General features: G+C 43.2%; 21 protein-coding genes and 1 other annotated feature. All 21 genes read left to right on the top strand.

Annotated elements, in window-relative coordinates; translation table 11 throughout:
* Positions 1-18 precede the first annotated feature (18 nt).
* The 21 genes from ACVHUV_RS15300 (at position 19) to queA (ending at position 16,701) form a co-directional block, all read left to right on the top strand.
* Complete coding sequence (locus tag ACVHUV_RS15300) at positions 19-633, top strand: Maf family protein (RefSeq protein ID WP_462085167.1); 615 nt, start codon at positions 19-21, stop codon at positions 631-633.
* Between the two features lie 13 nt (positions 634-646).
* Positions 647-1,324, top strand: a complete 678-nt coding sequence (radC, locus tag ACVHUV_RS15295; protein ID WP_317942332.1) for a RadC family protein — start codon at positions 647-649, stop codon at positions 1,322-1,324.
* A gap of 236 nt (positions 1,325-1,560) precedes the next feature.
* Complete coding sequence (locus ACVHUV_RS15290) at positions 1,561-2,577, top strand: rod shape-determining protein (RefSeq protein ID WP_317942262.1); 1,017 nt, start codon at positions 1,561-1,563, stop codon at positions 2,575-2,577.
* Positions 2,578-2,597: 20 nt separating this feature from the next.
* Complete coding sequence (gene mreC, locus ACVHUV_RS15285) at positions 2,598-3,497, top strand: rod shape-determining protein MreC (RefSeq protein WP_317942261.1); 900 nt, start codon at positions 2,598-2,600, stop codon at positions 3,495-3,497.
* Positions 3,494-3,997, top strand: a complete 504-nt coding sequence (gene mreD, locus ACVHUV_RS15280) for a rod shape-determining protein MreD (RefSeq protein WP_317942260.1) — start codon at positions 3,494-3,496, stop codon at positions 3,995-3,997. The genes mreC and mreD overlap by 4 nt, the downstream gene beginning before the upstream one ends.
* A 37-nt stretch (positions 3,998-4,034) precedes the next feature.
* Positions 4,035-4,706, top strand: coding sequence for a septum site-determining protein MinC (gene minC, locus ACVHUV_RS15275; RefSeq protein WP_371389462.1), 672 nt, complete (start codon positions 4,035-4,037; stop codon positions 4,704-4,706).
* 1 nt (position 4,707) lies between these two features.
* Entirely contained in the window at positions 4,708-5,505 is a 798-nt protein-coding gene (gene minD, locus ACVHUV_RS15270; RefSeq protein ID WP_317942258.1) for a septum site-determining protein MinD, read from the top strand.
* Between the two features lie 175 nt (positions 5,506-5,680).
* Entirely contained in the window at positions 5,681-6,232 is a 552-nt protein-coding gene (locus ACVHUV_RS15265) for a peptidoglycan DD-metalloendopeptidase family protein (protein WP_317942257.1), read from the top strand.
* The gene (locus tag ACVHUV_RS15260) at positions 6,229-6,843 is read left to right on the top strand and encodes a M50 family metallopeptidase (RefSeq protein WP_462085166.1); all 615 of its coding nucleotides are present in this window, start codon (positions 6,229-6,231) and stop codon (positions 6,841-6,843) included. The genes ACVHUV_RS15265 and ACVHUV_RS15260 overlap by 4 nt, the downstream gene beginning before the upstream one ends.
* 39 nt (positions 6,844-6,882) lie before the next feature.
* Positions 6,883-6,956: a sequence feature (ribosomal protein L21 leader region), on the top strand.
* Between the two features lie 13 nt (positions 6,957-6,969).
* A complete protein-coding gene (rplU, locus tag ACVHUV_RS15255) occupies positions 6,970-7,278 on the top strand; it encodes a 50S ribosomal protein L21 (RefSeq protein ID WP_317942255.1) in 309 nt (102 codons plus the stop codon).
* A 6-nt stretch (positions 7,279-7,284) separates the two neighbouring features.
* A complete protein-coding gene (locus ACVHUV_RS15250) occupies positions 7,285-7,611 on the top strand; it encodes a ribosomal-processing cysteine protease Prp (RefSeq protein WP_317942254.1) in 327 nt (108 codons plus the stop codon).
* 12 nt (positions 7,612-7,623) lie between these two features.
* Entirely contained in the window at positions 7,624-7,914 is a 291-nt protein-coding gene (rpmA, locus tag ACVHUV_RS15245; RefSeq protein ID WP_041075331.1) for a 50S ribosomal protein L27, read from the top strand.
* Between the two features lie 337 nt (positions 7,915-8,251).
* Positions 8,252-8,770, top strand: a complete 519-nt coding sequence (locus tag ACVHUV_RS15240; RefSeq protein ID WP_317942253.1) for a Spo0B domain-containing protein — start codon at positions 8,252-8,254, stop codon at positions 8,768-8,770.
* Positions 8,771-8,781: 11 nt separating this feature from the next.
* Positions 8,782-10,074: a GTPase ObgE gene (gene obgE / locus ACVHUV_RS15235; protein ID WP_462085165.1), complete on the top strand. Its 1,293-nt coding sequence runs from the start codon at positions 8,782-8,784 to the stop codon at positions 10,072-10,074.
* A 39-nt stretch (positions 10,075-10,113) separates the two neighbouring features.
* Entirely contained in the window at positions 10,114-10,569 is a 456-nt protein-coding gene (thrR, locus tag ACVHUV_RS15230; RefSeq protein ID WP_317942251.1) for a transcriptional regulator ThrR, read from the top strand.
* Positions 10,570-10,719: 150 nt separating this feature from the next.
* A complete protein-coding gene (gene pheA, locus ACVHUV_RS15225; RefSeq protein ID WP_462085164.1) occupies positions 10,720-11,601 on the top strand; it encodes a prephenate dehydratase in 882 nt (293 codons plus the stop codon).
* A 171-nt stretch (positions 11,602-11,772) separates the two neighbouring features.
* Complete coding sequence (locus tag ACVHUV_RS15220) at positions 11,773-12,810, top strand: LysM peptidoglycan-binding domain-containing protein (RefSeq protein ID WP_462085163.1); 1,038 nt, start codon at positions 11,773-11,775, stop codon at positions 12,808-12,810.
* Between the two features lie 7 nt (positions 12,811-12,817).
* Complete coding sequence (locus ACVHUV_RS15215) at positions 12,818-13,687, top strand: phosphotransferase (protein WP_462085162.1); 870 nt, start codon at positions 12,818-12,820, stop codon at positions 13,685-13,687.
* A 287-nt stretch (positions 13,688-13,974) separates the two neighbouring features.
* Positions 13,975-14,583: a Holliday junction branch migration protein RuvA gene (ruvA, locus tag ACVHUV_RS15210; protein WP_371389467.1), complete on the top strand. Its 609-nt coding sequence runs from the start codon at positions 13,975-13,977 to the stop codon at positions 14,581-14,583.
* A gap of 33 nt (positions 14,584-14,616) precedes the next feature.
* The gene (gene ruvB / locus ACVHUV_RS15205; protein ID WP_317942246.1) at positions 14,617-15,621 is read left to right on the top strand and encodes a Holliday junction branch migration DNA helicase RuvB; all 1,005 of its coding nucleotides are present in this window, start codon (positions 14,617-14,619) and stop codon (positions 15,619-15,621) included.
* A gap of 39 nt (positions 15,622-15,660) precedes the next feature.
* The gene (gene queA, locus ACVHUV_RS15200; protein ID WP_462085161.1) at positions 15,661-16,701 is read left to right on the top strand and encodes a tRNA preQ1(34) S-adenosylmethionine ribosyltransferase-isomerase QueA; all 1,041 of its coding nucleotides are present in this window, start codon (positions 15,661-15,663) and stop codon (positions 16,699-16,701) included.
* Positions 16,702-16,705 lie beyond the last annotated feature (4 nt).

The following is a 16,705-nucleotide window of genomic DNA, read 5'->3' as shown; positions in this document are numbered from 1 at the left end:
GAAAAAGGAGGGAGTAAAGTGAAGTTCACTGTACAAAAGCCAATCATTTTAGCATCAGGCTCACCAAGAAGGCAGGAATTGTTGACGTTAGCAGGTATTCCTTTTGACGTACAAGTTAGTCATGCAGAGGAAGATATCGAATTGATTGAACAAGATTTTGGTAGGTATGTGGAGCAGTTGGCAGTAAAGAAAGCTTCCGTCGTTGCAGAAAATCATCCCGAGGCGCTCGTCATTGCTGCAGATACGATTGTCGTCTTTGAAGGAGCGATTTATCCGAAGCCTTCATCAGCAGAACAGGCGGTAGCGTTTTTGAAGGAATTCTCCGGTAACACACATTCAGTTTTTACAGGTGTTTGTTTACTGGAAGGTAGAAAGTCGAAATTATTTTCGGTAGAAACGAAAGTGACGTTCCGCTCCATTGACGAAGCATTATTACATGCTTATGTCCAATCGGGGGACCCGATGGACAAGGCTGGCGGATATGGCATCCAAACAGCTGGTGCATTGCTCGTTGAAAAAATAGATGGCGATTATTTAAATGTTGTCGGTCTGCCTTTGTCGAAGCTAGTTGAGCTGTTAAGGAAAGAAGGGCACATCCGTTTGAAAGAAGGTGAACATTTCCTTGACAGTTGACGTGAAAAAACGAATGATGATCCGGGATGTACATATCGCTGACAGACCGCGTGAAAGGCTGATTCGACAAGGGGCGGCAAGCCTTTCGAATCAAGAGCTTGTTGCGATTCTTCTGCGGACAGGTACACGAGAGGAATCCGTTCTCATGCTTGCAAACCGTATCCTAAAAACTTTTGATAAAATCCAAGATTTAAGAGACGCGACCGTCGAAGAGATGATGGCTGTTAAAGGTATTGGACAAGCAAAGGCTGTCCAAATTCTTGCTGCCGTGGAAATCGGAAAGCGACTTTATCAGAAACATTCCGAGGGGCGTTATGTCATCCGGTCTCCCGAAGATGCAGCAGCTTATTTGATGACAGATATGTCTTCGCTTTTACAAGAACATTTTGTCGTTTTGTTTCTGAACGTGAAAAATGAAGTGTTGCATAAACAGACAATCTTCATCGGTAGCTTGAACTCATCGATTGTACATCCACGCGAGATTTATCGCGAAGCTGTAAAACGTTCAGCAGCTTCAATAATTGCTGCGCACAACCATCCTTCCGGGAATCCCGCGCCGTCACCCGAAGATATCGAGGTGACGAAAAGGTTAGTGGAAGCAGGTTCGATCATCGGCATCGACTTGCTCGATCATGTCATCATCGGGGATCATAAATTCATCAGCTTGAAGGAAAAAGGATATATGAACTAGAAATAAACGCCTATTTTGGTAGATTACAATTCGACATAAAATCACAAAAAACGTCATAAAGCCAATAAATAAAAGGTTTTTTAACTAGTCTAAGAGTAATGGAAATCGTTCACACACTTATTAATCTGTCAGCTAAAACGATTGACACTGTGAATTTGTTCGCCAATCCGTTATAATGTGGTTTATGATTTGAAGAAGACCATATTTAAGCGGTCGAATAGAAAGGAAGAACAAATTTGTTTGGATTAGGATCTAGAGATGTCGGTATTGACCTCGGCACAGCTAATACATTGGTTTTTATTAAAGGAAAAGGGATTGTTCTTCGTGAACCTTCTGTCGTTGCAAAAAATACTGTTACGAATGAAATCGTAGCCGTCGGTTCGGCTGCTAAAAATATGATTGGCCGGACACCAGGCTCCATTGTAGCAACACGTCCAATGAAAGATGGTGTCATTGCGGACTTTGAAATTACGACAGCGATGATTGAGCATTATATGCGTGAAGCGACAAAAGCTGCGGGCAGTTCTTGGAAAAAGCCCAACGTAATGGTTTGTGTACCATTTGGGATTACATCTGTTGAACAACGTGCGGTTATTGACGCTGCAAGACAAGCTGGCGCAAAAGATGCGTATACAATCGAAGAGCCTTTTGCAGCAGCAATCGGCGCTAATTTGCCTGTTTGGGAACCTACAGGAAGCATGGTCGTCGATATAGGTGGGGGTACGACTGAAGTAGCGGTTATTTCGCTTGGCGGTATTGTCACTAGCGAATCAATCCGCATTGGTGGAGACTCCATGGATGGTGCAATTATTAGCTACATTCGCAAAGTGTATAACTTGACGATTGGTGAACGCACTGCTGAAGCCATTAAGATTGAAATCGGTTCAGCGAAAGTATCAAACAAAGCTGAGAAGATGGAGATTCGTGGTCGTGATTTATTGACTGGTCTGCCGAAAACGTTGGAAATCTCTTCAGATGAAATTGTAGAAGCGCTCCGTGAGTCAATTCTACAAATTATCGAAGGTGTTAAGAAAACGTTAGAAGCGACACCACCGGAATTGTCTGCAGATGTCATGGAACGTGGAATTGTGCTGACTGGTGGCGGTGCGTTACTCGACAATTTGGACAAGGTTATTTCTGATGAAACGAATATGCCTGTTTTCATTGCTGAGGATCCATTGGATTGTGTGGCAATCGGGACAGGGAAAGCACTCGATAATTTTGAGTTGATTAAGAAAATGCAAGTTCGATAATTTGAGGGAGGATTTATGCAATGCCACGATTTTTTTCAAATAAACGGTTGATTTTATTGCTTGTAGGCGTAATCGTCCTAGTGGCATTGATTTCCTTCTCTCTTCGGGACAGGCAGAATGCCACCCTTCCAGAAAAAATTGTTAAAGATGTTGTCGGTTTCGGTCAATCGTTGTTCTCGAAACCGGCACATTACTTAACCGGCACTTTGGATAAGATTGATGGACTATTGAATACATATGAAGAAAACAAGAGTTTAAAAGCAAGACTACAAGAATATGCCGCTACACAAGCCGAATTATTGGACGTGAAAGCGGATAATGAAAAATTGCGTGAAATTGTCGGTAAGCAAGATAGTCTACGGGATTATAATCCGATTCATGCGACCGTCATTTCGAGAAACCCTGATCAGTGGGAGGAAAAAATTATCATTGATAAGGGAATTGAACACGGCGTCCGACTGAATATGGCTGTCATTACAGCAAACGGTTTAGTTGGGAAAGTCGTACTTGAAAGTGCGTTCACGTCTACGGTTGAATTACTATCCACGGAAAACCCAAATTTCCGGGTTTCAGCGATGATTCCGGGAGAGACACCTATTTTTGGCTTGATTGAAGGATATGACACGACGCGTGGCGAATTGATTATGAAAAGAATCGATTCCAACTTTGAAGTGAAGGAAGGTCAAAAAGTTGAATCGTCAGGACTTGGTGGGATTTTCCCTAAAGGTTTATACATTGGAGAAGTGACTGAAGTATCGACGGATGACTTTGGTTTGACAAAATTGGCATATATCCGTCCGGCTGCCGATTTTTCGATGCTCGATCATGTGATGGTGGCAGATCGGGTATCCACAACAGAACCAAAAGAAGGCACTGACGGAGCGAGTTCTTCGGACGGCAAGGGGGACGATGGATCGTGATTAGGTTCATAATCCCTCTTATTGCTGTCGTGTTATTTTTTTTGGAACCTGTTTTCAGTCTGTTTTCGCCGGTTTCGATTGGTCATGTAGAATATACCCTTGTACCACGATTAGTCATCGTCTATTTAATCTTTATCGCCGTTTACTTCAATCGTAAACGGGCAATCTACTATGGAATCGTATTTGGACTCTTGTATGATATGTATCACATTGATATTATTGGAGTATATACTTTTTTATATCCGGTACTATGTTATCTTGCGTATTTGATTATCCGACAAGTGCACCGCCACATTTTGACGGTGATGGTGCTGTCTTTAGTGATGATTGCATTGCTTGAGTTACTTTCTTATTCATTCGCAAGTGTCATTGCCCTCACGTCAATAGGGTTTGAAGAATTCATAGTGAGTCGACTCGTTCCTACAATGATTGCTAATACAATTTTTGTTGGGATGTTTGGGTACTTCTTCAAACGACTCCTAATAAGAGAGAGCTACTAAACACCGGTCTATAAACAAGAAATTGTGAGGGACGCAAATGACGAAACAGCACTATGTAACGATAAAAGGGACAAAAGACGGACTTGTCCTCCGACTAGACGACAAATGCGCTTATTCGGACATGCTTGCAGAACTCCGCAATAAAGTGAGCGAAAATAGTCTGGACGGTCTTGCTGAAGTGAAAATCCATATTGGAAATCGCTACTGTAACGAAGAAGAACTAAAGGAAATCATGAATGTCGTCCATGAATCACCGCATTTACGGGTTTCGAAGATTCAAAGTGAAGTCATTTCAATTGAAGAAAGCAATCGAAAAATTTTGGAGAACCAATCCGAAACGTTCATTGGAATTGTCCGATCTGGGCAAGTGGTGAAGGCTGATGGAGACCTTGTCGTTATCGGTGATGTCAATCCGAATGGACGTGTCGTTGCTGCTGGAAGCATTTATATATTAGGACGACTGAAAGGGATCGCTCATGCGGGTGCGAACGGCAATGAGGAGGCTGTCATTGCAGCATCTTGGCTAGAAGCAACGCATTTGATGATAGCAGATAAAATGGAAACGATGACGGATGAACTGACAGTATTGTCTGAGCAACCTGAGATGGAGTGTGCGTACATTCATCCAAATGGCTTCATCGCCATAGATCGTTTGCAGGAGCTTCGGATTCTCCGACCTAATTTGTCAACATTTAAAGGAGGGAGCTAGTGTGGGAGAAGCAATTGTCATAACGTCTGGAAAGGGAGGAGTCGGAAAGACGACTACCTCTGCTAATCTTGGGACTGCATTGGCTCTGCAAGGTAAGAAAGTCTGTCTCGTTGATACGGATATCGGACTGCGTAACCTGGATGTCATTTTAGGGCTTGAAAATCGGATCATCTATGATCTCGTGGATGTCATTGCAGGTAGGTGTAAAATTCACCAAGCACTTGTGAAGGATAAGCGGTTTGAAGAAGGGCTGTTTTTATTACCCGCAGCGCAGACAACCGATAAAAATGCGGTTACTCCTGAGCAAATGAAGGAATTAATTACCGAGTTGAAGAGAGATTATGATTACATTTTAATTGACTGTCCAGCCGGTATTGAGCAAGGGTACAAAAATGCGGTTGCAGGGGCTGACCGTGCAATCGTCGTCACGACACCTGAAATTTCTGCTGTCAGAGACGCTGATCGGATCATCGGTTTATTGGAGCAAGAAGAGATCGAGCCACCTAAACTGATCATCAATCGGATTAAAAGCCGCCTCGTCAATAGTGGAGATGCGTTAGACGTCAATGAGATTACGACGCATTTATCCATCGACTTACTTGGAATCGTGTTGGACGATGAAAATGTCATTTCTTCATCAAATAAAGGGGAACCAGTCGTGATGGACCCTTCCAATCCTGCTGCAATTGGTTACCGGAATATTGCCCGCCGTATTTTAGGTGAATCGGTGCCGCTAATGTCGCTGGATGAAGGGAAAGCAGGCTTTTTCGGGAAATTAAAATCATTATTTGTAAAGTGAACACAAATCCTTGACATGACCTGTCAGGGGTTTTTATTATTGCGCTAAAAAATTGGCAGGCTTTATGAAGTTGATTTACCAATAAATTTTCTGACAAAAAGATTGTTTCAAGTCTTTTGCCCATAATATTCCCGAACGTCCCATCATATACTGAGAAAAAAGGTGGTGTGACGGGGTGAAATGGAAGACGAAATGGATTCTTGCTATTCTTTTGGCAATTGGTGTGTTCAGCTTTGCTAAGTTGGAAGAGATGGGCGTCGTGAACAAACCGATAACCCAATATATAACAACTGGAAAGGACTTTATCGTCATGAAAAAATGGGTATCTTCATTGATAGATAATGACGATGAAGATGCAATTGTTGTATCCGCGGAGCCGGTGGAAGAACTGCCATTTGCTGCATACGAATCGATGCAACCGTATAAAGACGGGGTAATTGTCTCGTATACGCACGCGATGCCGATTACAGCTCAAGGTGATGGACTTGTTGTGTTTACAGGTTCTACGCGGCAATCCGGTAAGACTGTAACCGTGCTCTATGATGATGGTGATGAGGTGACATATGGGTTTGTAGGATCCATTCAAAAGTTGCCGTATTCAACTGTGAAAAAAGGGGACACGCTCGCTTTGATGGATGAAGAAGCCATCTATTTGAAAGTGAAAAGAGAAGGGGTTATTTTAGAAGCGGGTGTATTAGCTACTTATTTCTCGGATACGAACGAATGAAGCTTCGTTTACATCCGATACTTGCCCCATTTTTTCTCTTCTTAGCTTTTACTGGAGGTCTGTCCTATTATGCGCTCATTTTCATATCGCTACTTCTCCATGAAGCAGGTCATTTAATTGCAGCACGAATGTGTGGAATGAGCGTGCAATCTTGTACAATAATGCCTTATGGTGGAGAGTTACGAATTCATAATCGCTTTATGCATGGAAAGATGCAACGGATTTTTGTAGCGATCAGTGGACCACTTGCTACCATGATGGTCCTTCTCCTAGCAATGGTGTTTTCATTTCCAGGAGATGAGCAAGTTGTGCATATTCAATTCGCAATTTTACTCATAAATTTACTACCCATTTTACCACTTGACGGTGGACAAGCTATAAGTGCGCTTCTTGAAACGGCAGACAAAAAATATGAAGTGAGAACGGGGTACTTGCTTTTCTCAATTTTCGCGCTGCTATTCAGCATTGCTTTCATGTCTTTTAGAATGCCAGAGACGATTCTTTTCCTATTACTAGCTCTTTTTCTACTGAGCCAAAATGTGTCCGCTTTTCAATTTCGAAAATATGAACAAGCTTATGAGAAGTTGATACGAAAACAGTTGACGCCATAGCGTAGACGTGATAATATTTTACTGTTATTGTTTGTAGCACCCGTGCTACAACCGCACTGATAAGGTACAAGCATCTTTCGGGATCACCTTTGAAGGCGAGTCTGAGTCTATAGAGGAGGTGCAAGTATGTACGCAATTATTGAAACTGGTGGAAAGCAAATCAAAGTCGAAAAAGGCCAAGAAGTCTACATTGAGAAAGTAGTCGGCGAAGCTGAGGAAACTGTAACATTCGACAAAGTTCTATTCGTAGGTGGAGATGACGTGAAAGTTGGCGCGCCATTCGTTGAAGGTGCTTCTGTAACGGCTAAAATCGTTAAGCATGGTCGCGGTAAGAAAATCACGGTTTTCAAATACAAGCCGAAAAAGAACTACCACAAAAAGCAAGGTCATCGTCAGCCATACACTAAAGTTGTCATCGAAGGCATCAACGCGTAAGCCGGCATGATCAAAATCATGATTAATGAACAACCATCTGGCCGGATCGCCTCTTTTGAGATGAAAGGCCATGCCGATTACGCTGAACATGGAAAAGATCTCGTCTGTGCAGGTGCATCTGCAGTTTCTTTTGGAGCTGTCAATGCAATTATTGCACTCACTGGCATCACGCCTGATATCCGACAAGGCTCGGACGGAGGGTATTTGAAAGTGGAGTTTCCCGAAACGGAAAAAGATGAAGAAATCCAATTGATCGTGAAGGCGATGATTGTTTCATTACAGACGATTGAACAAGATTACGGGCAACATATAAAACTTATTTTTTCCCGATAGGAGGTGGCACTTATGTTACGTTTGGATCTCCAGTTTTTTGCATCGAAAAAAGGAGTAGGTTCTACAAAGAACGGTCGTGACTCCGAATCGAAACGTCTTGGCGCAAAACGTGCTGATGGACAATTCGTTTCAGGCGGCTCTATCCTTTATCGTCAACGCGGAACAAAAATTCACCCAGGTGAAAACGTTGGTCGCGGTGGTGACGATACACTTTTTGCAAAAGTTGACGGCGTTGTTCGTTTCGAACGCTTTGGCCGCGACAAGAAAAAAGTTAGTGTATACCCTGTAGCTCAAGAAGCTTAATGGTATCGTATTTAGAAAGGACTGCATTTTACCGTGCAGTATTCAGAGTGTAGACAAAGTTGATTTGGACTTTGTCTACACTCTTTTTTACTGAAATTTATAGTACATAGGAATCCTTCAGCCTGATTGAAAACGCTTGTCAGCCTAGGCGCGAAGGCGAGCGAAGACGCGAATAGAACTAAAGTTCATGAGCGGACGAGCGAGACGAGCAACAACGGATGCGAGCGTTTGTCAACAGGCTGAGGACTGCATTTTACCGTGCAGTCCTTTTTATTTTTTGACGAATCACAAGGTCAAAATGCTATACTGTATAGTATGAAACTCTGGCGGTGATAAAATGGGGTCCGAAAATCTTACAATAGGAAGTGCATTGAAATTTGCACGGCACGATTTTTTGAATGAGTTACAGCTCATGCTTCTTTATTTGGATCTTGGAAAAACAGCTGAAGCAAGAAAGACGTTGTTGGAAACAACAGAACGCATGCGGCACGTTTCCTTGTTAGAGAAGCTTCAATTGCCTGAAACGGAACTTTTGCTAAGTACATTCGATTGGATGTATACGGTTTTTTCAAAATCACTGACGTGTCATATTGAAGCGGGGCCACGGGCTGTCGAGGATGAAGCCGTTGTGTCTTATTTGAAAGCGTTATTGAAGACGATTGAAGAAGGCGTCGATCCACTCAGTGACTATCATATCGATGTACTCGTCAAAGCTACATCTGAAGAATGGTCGATTCAGCTGACAGTAACAGGATCACTTACACATATCCCGCAATTCGTACATGAACAGAGAGGGTTTCTTGTACGCGAGTCGAAGCAAGAGCAGCAATGGACGTTCACGCTAAGTGGACGATAGGAGGAAAATACATGTTTGTCGATCACGTAAAAGTATATGTAAAAGGTGGAAATGGCGGCGATGGGATGGTCGCATTCCGCAGAGAGAAATACATCGCCTATGGAGGACCTGCTGGTGGCGACGGAGGTAAAGGTGCAGATGTCGTTTTTATCGTCGATGAAGGATTGCGTACGTTAATGGACTTTCGTTACCAACGTCATTTTAAAGCGACACGAGGGGAACATGGAGCAACGAAGAATATGCATGGAAAAGGTGGCAAGGATCTTGTTGTCAAAGTACCACCTGGGACGATTGTCAAAGACGCAGAGACGGGGCATATCATTGCCGATTTAGTGGAACATGGTCAAACTGCTGTTATCGCCAAAGGAGGCCGCGGTGGGCGAGGGAACTCCCGTTTTGCGACACCTCAAAACCCTGCACCTGAGCTTTCGGAAAAAGGAGAACCAGGGGAAGAGAAAGATATCATCCTTGAATTGAAAGTGTTAGCGGATGCCGGATTAGTCGGTTTTCCAAGTGTAGGGAAGTCCACGTTGCTCTCTGTCGTTTCAGCAGCAAAACCGAAAATTGCTGATTATCATTTTACAACACTTGTCCCGAATCTTGGAATGGTTGAGTTGGAAGATGGCAATACGTTTGTTCTTGCGGATTTGCCAGGCTTAATTGAAGGGGCGCACGAAGGGATTGGTCTAGGTCACCAGTTTTTACGTCATATTGAACGAACACGTGTCATTATTCATGTTGTCGATATGTCCGGTTTGGAAGGACGAGACCCGTATGAAGACTATGTCACCATTAACGAGGAACTGGAAAAATATAATCTTCGCTTGATGGAACGTCCACAAGTCATCGTTGCAAACAAAATGGATATGCCGGATGCTGAAGAGAACCTTGTTCAATTTAAAGAAAAATTGAATGATGAAGAAGCATTGATCTTCCCGATTTCTGCGATTACACGCGAAGGGTTGGATCGGTTATTGTTCAAAGTTGTTGAACTTCTTGAGACAACACCTGAATTTCCGATGCACGAAATTGAAGAGGAGGATGAAAATCGCTCTGTTCTTTATAAACATGAATCTGAAACGGCAAACTTTAAAATTACACGTGATGATGATGGAGCGTTCGTTCTATCCGGCTATGCACTTGAACGCCTATTCAAGATGACCGATTTCAATTTCGATCAATCTGTTCGGAAATTTGCACGTCAAATGCGTGGTATGGGAATCGATGATGCACTTCGCGAACGTGGCGCAAAAGACGGAGATACGGTACGGATTCTCGACTTTGAATTTGAGTTCTTAGAATAAGCATTCATGTTTTATTGAAACACTGCTAGGAGGCATGACATGAAGCCATTGGGGGAAGGGCAGTTTTATTTAGTACGGGAAGATGTACTGACCGAATCGATGCAAAAAATGCTTGAAGCGAAGCGTCTGCTTGCAAGCGGGGAAGAGAAAACGATTCAGGAAGCAACAAGACGTGTTGGACTCTCTCGTAGTGCCTATTATAAATACAAAGATACAGTCTTTCCGTTTGAATCGATTGCACGTGAACGAGTGTTGACAATTTTTATTCAAATGGAAGATCAAAAAGGGTCGCTTGCAACATTGCTTCAACTAATTGCTGAAACGAGATGCAATGTTTTGACGATCCACCAGACAATTCCTGTGCAAGGCCGTGCGAATATCACATTGTCATTGGATGTTACTGAAATGCTCATCAAGCTGGAAGAATTCATGCAAAAATTAAAAACACCGAGTTTTATCGACTCGGTCCATTTAGTTAGTTCAGGTGCCCTTTAAAAGCTGAATGGAAAACACTTGTCAGCCCACCTGCTTGTAAAAGCGGGTGGACATGCAAGTGGAACAATAGTACAGCAATTTCTATTTACAACAACTTTCATCAAATGAATTTACTACATAAGGTGTTCTGGATTTGGAGGAAGATAGACGATGCGAAACATTGATTATAAGCCAACTGTAGCGTACTTAGGGCCTGAGGCATCTTTCACGCATGTGGCAGCCTCATATTTGTTTGGAACAGACGGATTGGTGCCTCAACCGACGATACCAGATTGTATTGAAGCGGTGACAGCGGGACGAGTGGCATATGCAATTGTCCCACTCGAAAATGCATTGGAAGGCTCCGTGCCAATGACGATCGATTATTTATTCCATGGAAGTGAATTATACATAAATGCAGAAATTTCCACGCCGATTGAACAGCATTTAATGGTGAACAACTGTCAGAAAGATGCAGTAAGCAAATTGGATTCCATCCAGTCGCACCCACATGCACTTGCACAATGCCATAAATATTTGCAATACCATTACCGTCGTACACCGCTATTGCAAACGACTTCGACGGCAGCGGCTGCTAAATACGTTGCTGAAAATCCAGATTTACGCATCGCGGCAATCGGTAATCGTTTAGCGGCAGAAAAATACAACTTACATATTGCGGAAGAAAACATTCACGATTTTCATTTTAACCACACACGTTTTGTTGTGTTGTCATTACGGAAAGGGTTTTTGGAAGTTGAAGGCCATCAGGAAAAACCTAAAACGACCTTCATGGTAAAACTGCCTGAAGATGATCGTTCCGGGGTGCTTCATCAAATCTTATCTGTATTTGCATGGCGGAAATTGAATTTAAGTAAAATTGAATCACGGCCGTTGAAAACTGGCTTAGGAAACTACTTTTTCATAATCGATGTGTTGGAACACGAAGACCATCCGATGATGCAAGGTGCCATGGAAGAACTGGCAGCGTTGAATTGCAACGTCCGCTCATTCGGTTCCTATTATTCGTTTGAACAGAAACCTTCACGCTAATGGTAAATTAGCTTGGAGGTTTTTCATTTTTCGCGTCCAATAAGTTTCTTAATGAATAATACCCCTTCCTCGTTAATATACATAGTATGAGAGAGGGCGCCTTTCATGAATTTGCGTCACATAGTCGGGCGTTCGTTCATACGATGAATTGATGGAAGGGGGATTTTTTAAATGGATGTCCATATTGTAGTAAAGGGAGATACATTGTGGAAGATTGCACGACAATACGGTATCTCTTTTGAAGATTTAAAAAGAGTGAATGCTCATCTGGCAAACCCTGATTATATTGTACCGGGGATGAAAATATTTTTGCCGATGAAGAAGAAAGACCAAATGCCCGGGATGAAGGTGCCTGATAAAAAAACGGATCAGGTTAAGCCTACAAAACCGATGAGCAAACCGGTGACGGAGACAAAGCCTGTAAAGCCAAAAGAACCAATCCCATTGCCACAGACAAAGCCTGAATCAGTAAAACCAACACCAACGCCAAAACCTACACCGATACCACCTGCAACAAAACCGACGCCACCACCTGTACAAATGCCGTCTGGGGAACAAAAACCCGCACCACAACAACCTGCTCCTCAGATGCCGCAAATGGTGATGCCGCACTATTACCAGCCAATTATTCCGGTACCTTGTGGCTGGATGCCTATTTACGATGCCGATTGCTATCCAATGCAACATCATCAGTTTACACAACCTATGCAAAAGCTGGAAATGTCCATGCCGGCCGAACAAGCAAAACCATCGCAACCAACTACTCCTGCACAAATGTGGATGCAACCTCCAGCAATTGATAGGAGTGAAAGCATGGACGAATCTGATATGGATGAATCACCAATTTACCCAGGGATGGGTATGGGAACACCGCCAGCCTATCCGACGAGCGGCTGGGAGATGATGGAGTCCACCATGATGGATCAGATGGAATCTTCCAATCAGATGGTTTACAGTCCACCAGGTCCAGGCTATGTCCCGCAAATGATTTCACCAGATTATCAACAACCGTATAACATGATGTATCCTCAAGGTGCTTATTCGCAATGTTATCCATGTCCACCGATGGTTCCTTACGGATGCCATCCTCATCATGGTTATTATCCAATGATGCCTATGCAAGGCATGTATATGCAACCAATGCAACAACAAATGCCAATGACAAATCCATACGGCCAAATGGATAACAACGGCTGCGGATCGTGCTGACCGGCGTATGACGCTGGAAAAAAACATCCGAAAGGTAAAAGAGAACGTTTGGAAGTTGGTCGAAGGAGAAACAGCCTATTCATTAAAGAAATACAAATCCCGGTCCACTGCCGTCAAAGTGGAATACATCCATCGGCAATTGCACGCAATCCGATTTCCACACATCGTGCCACTCATGACGACAGAAGATCCGTTATTCATCATGCAACCATGGATCGAAGGAACAAAGCCGGTCAATTTCAGGAAAAGAATTGACCGGACGGATTCGTTGCTAGCCTTGCATGCATTGCATAAGACAATCGAACAAATTGATTGGGATGCATCGCCATTTTTGCATAGGTATCAATTGCTTGATAAATGGCAAGATCGATTGGATCGCTTTGTAGAATATCGCCCTGCTTGTGAGAAGTTTCTCGATAAACATGCAATTAATGAAATGATTGCTTTTGGAAACAATGCCATGTCGGTACTTAAAAAGAAAGTTAAGAATCAGGCAGGACACACACTCCTACATGGTGATGTCGTTCATCACAATATATTACGGGATGAAAATGGCCTGATCCGTTTTATTGATTTTGACTTGGCATGCACAGGGCCACCAGGGACTGAATTAGCGCTATGGACACATCGTGTCATGCCGAACATCGGATATAATGTGGATTTTTTGTTCGGTGAGCAAGTCGCGTTGAATGATATGGACAATGCATCCAAAGCGATGTTGCTTTATCCGAACGAAGTGTTTAGGGAGTGGTTGCATCTTTTCTCCTTGCCGCCAGATAGCCAAGAGCGACTGGCGAGAAAGCTGATTCCTTTTACTGAAAATGCAGTCTCAGCGTGGCCGAAGTTATGGTATGATATTATGCGTATGATGAAATGAAACAATTGTTAGTACCATTTATGTTGGAAGACAATTGTCTAACGAAAAGTGAACAGATATGCGCTTTATTAAATGAATGTGTAGTAATTTACGGACCATTTATAGCTACGTGTGAAGCCAGGTTTACAACACTATGGTTTCATGCGTTTTTTATATGGATCAACGATTTCTTCAATCGTTTTCGGAAATTCAATTTCACTTTCGAAACATAGACAAATGCTCTCAACTCTAGGTAGAAAACGCGTTCGTATGCTATAATGTTTTCTATACAGTAGGGGGAGAATAATTTGTACGATTATATTAAAGGATATGTCACACGGGTAACACCGGAATACATAACACTGGAACAAAGTGGCGTCGGCTGGCAGATCATGACGCCAAATCCATACGCTTTTCACCAATCCGAAGAAGTGCAACAAGTGTTTACCTACTTACATGTACGAGAAGATATGCAATGGCTACTCGGATTTAAAACGTTGGAACAACGCGAATTGTTCAAGAAGCTCATTACGGTTTCAGGAATCGGACCAAAAGGCGCATTGGCGATTTTAGCAAGCGGTGTGCCAGCTCAAGTTATCGGGGCAATTGAGCGCGAAGATGAGACATTTCTTGTGAAGTTTCCAGGTGTCGGAAAAAAGACTGCCCGACAGATGATATTAGACTTAAAAGGCAAGTTGGGCGATTTGTTCACGGAAATTGAAATGCCGGATACAGACGTAACACTCCTATCAATGGCGGAAAATGATTCATTGGAAGAAGCGATGTTGGCATTGCAGGCACTTGGCTATTCCCAACGCGAACTATCGAAAGTAAAACCGACATTGCAAAAAGAAGAAGAGCTGGATACGGAAGCTTATATGAAACTTGCCTTAGGTTTGTTATTAAAGCAAAAATAATCGTCATTTCTAGGAAAGGAGGAGGGCAAAAAGATGGAGCGTGTCATATCTAGCGAGCAATCCAATTATGATGACAACTTCGAACAATCATTGCGTCCACAAAGGTTGCAGCAATACATCGGTCAAGAGACAGTGAAGGACAACCTCAGTATTTTCATTGAAGCTGCGAAAGGACGAAGTGAAAGTTTGGATCATGTCTTGTTATATGGCCCGCCAGGACTAGGAAAAACGACTTTAGCTGCGGTCATTGCAAATGAAATGGGTGTCAACGTCAAGATGACAAGTGGGCCTGCCATCGAACGTCCGGGAGATTTAGCGGCCGTGGTTTCGTCATTGGAGCCAGGAGATGTGTTGTTCATCGATGAAATCCACCGTTTGAATCGTTCGATCGAGGAAGTACTCTATCCGGCGATGGAGGATTTTTGTTTAGATATCGTTGTTGGAAAAGGTCCATCTGCCAAATCCATTCGTCTGGACTTGCCTCCGTTCACATTGATCGGTGCAACGACAAGGGCGGGTTCGCTATCTGCACCGTTGCGTGACCGTTTTGGTGTGCCCCTACGCCTCGAATATTATGGTGTGGAGCCTCTAAAAGAAATCGTCATACGCAGTGCGACACTTTTTGAAGTGGAAATTGATGAGGCGGCAGCGGTTGAAATTGCAAGACGGTCAAGAGGAACGCCCCGTATAGCGAACCGTTTGCTCCGAAGGGTTCGGGATTATGCCCAAGTGAGAGGCGATGGAAGTATCACAATGGGCATCTCAAAAGAAGCGTTAGAAATGTTACAAGTCGATTCGCATGGTCTTGACCATATTGACCATAAGCTAATCCGAAGTATGATTGAACGGTTTACAGGCGGGCCGGTAGGCATTGATACGATTGCGGCAAGCATCGGTGAAGAGTCCGTAACAATTGAAGATGTGTATGAACCGTATTTATTGCAAATCGGTTTCATTCAACGGACGCCGCGCGGAAGAATTGCGACACGTCTTGCATATGACCATTTCGGATATGCTGTACCTGAAGGTCGAACGTAAGAAAAAACGAAACTATGATAGAGGGAGTATTTCGGAACAATGGATGTAAATGATTTTGATTTTGAATTACCAGAAGAGCTGATTGCCCAAACGCCACTCATTGATCGAACAGCGAGCCGGTTAATGGTGCTGGATCGAGTTACTGGTGCAGTGAAGCATCGGCAATTCCGTGACATCATTGATGAATTAAACGCGGGAGACGTTATCGTATTAAATGATACACGTGTCCTCCCAGCGAGATTAATTGGTGTAAAAGAGGAGACAGGGGCTTCCATTGAAGTACTTCTTCTGAAAGAGAAAGGGTCCGATGAGTGGGAAACGCTCGTAAAACCTGCAAAACGAGTTAAAGTTGGAACAGTTATCACATTTGGTGACGGCCGGTTGACGGCACAGTGTACAGCGACGATGGACCAAGGTGGGCGTGTATTCAAATTCCGCTATGATGGGATATTCTATGAAAATTTGGATGCTTTAGGGCAAATGCCATTGCCTCCTTACATTACAGAAACATTGGACGACCAATCTCGCTATCAAACCGTATTTGCAAAAGAACGGGGTTCTGCTGCCGCACCGACTGCAGGTCTACATTTCACTGAAGAGATTTTACAGGCAATCAAAGAGAAGGGCGTCGGTGTTGAATTCATCACCTTACATGTCGGCTTGGGCACATTCAGACCGGTTAGTGCAGATACGATTGAAGAACATACAATGCATGCGGAATACTACAACGTAAGTGCGCATACAGCTGAAGCCATTAACAAGGCGAAAGCAAATGGTGGTAAAGTGATTGCGATTGGTACGACTTCTGCCCGAACGCTCGAAACAATTGCAACATTACACGATGGGAAAATTGTGGAATCAAGCGGTTGGACTTCCATCTTTATCTATCCGGGCTATACATTCAGCATTCTTGACGGGATGTTGACAAATTTTCACTTGCCGAAATCAACATTGATCATGCTCATATCCGCATTAGCTACACGTGAACATGTATTAGCAGCATATCGTGAAGCGGTTCAAGAAAAATACCGTTTCTTCAGTTTCGGTGATGCCATGTTCATTAAACCACATACAAAGTAAGAGG

This window comes from Sporosarcina saromensis, assembly GCF_054901285.1.
This window is presented reverse-complemented; position numbering and strand designations above follow the sequence as displayed.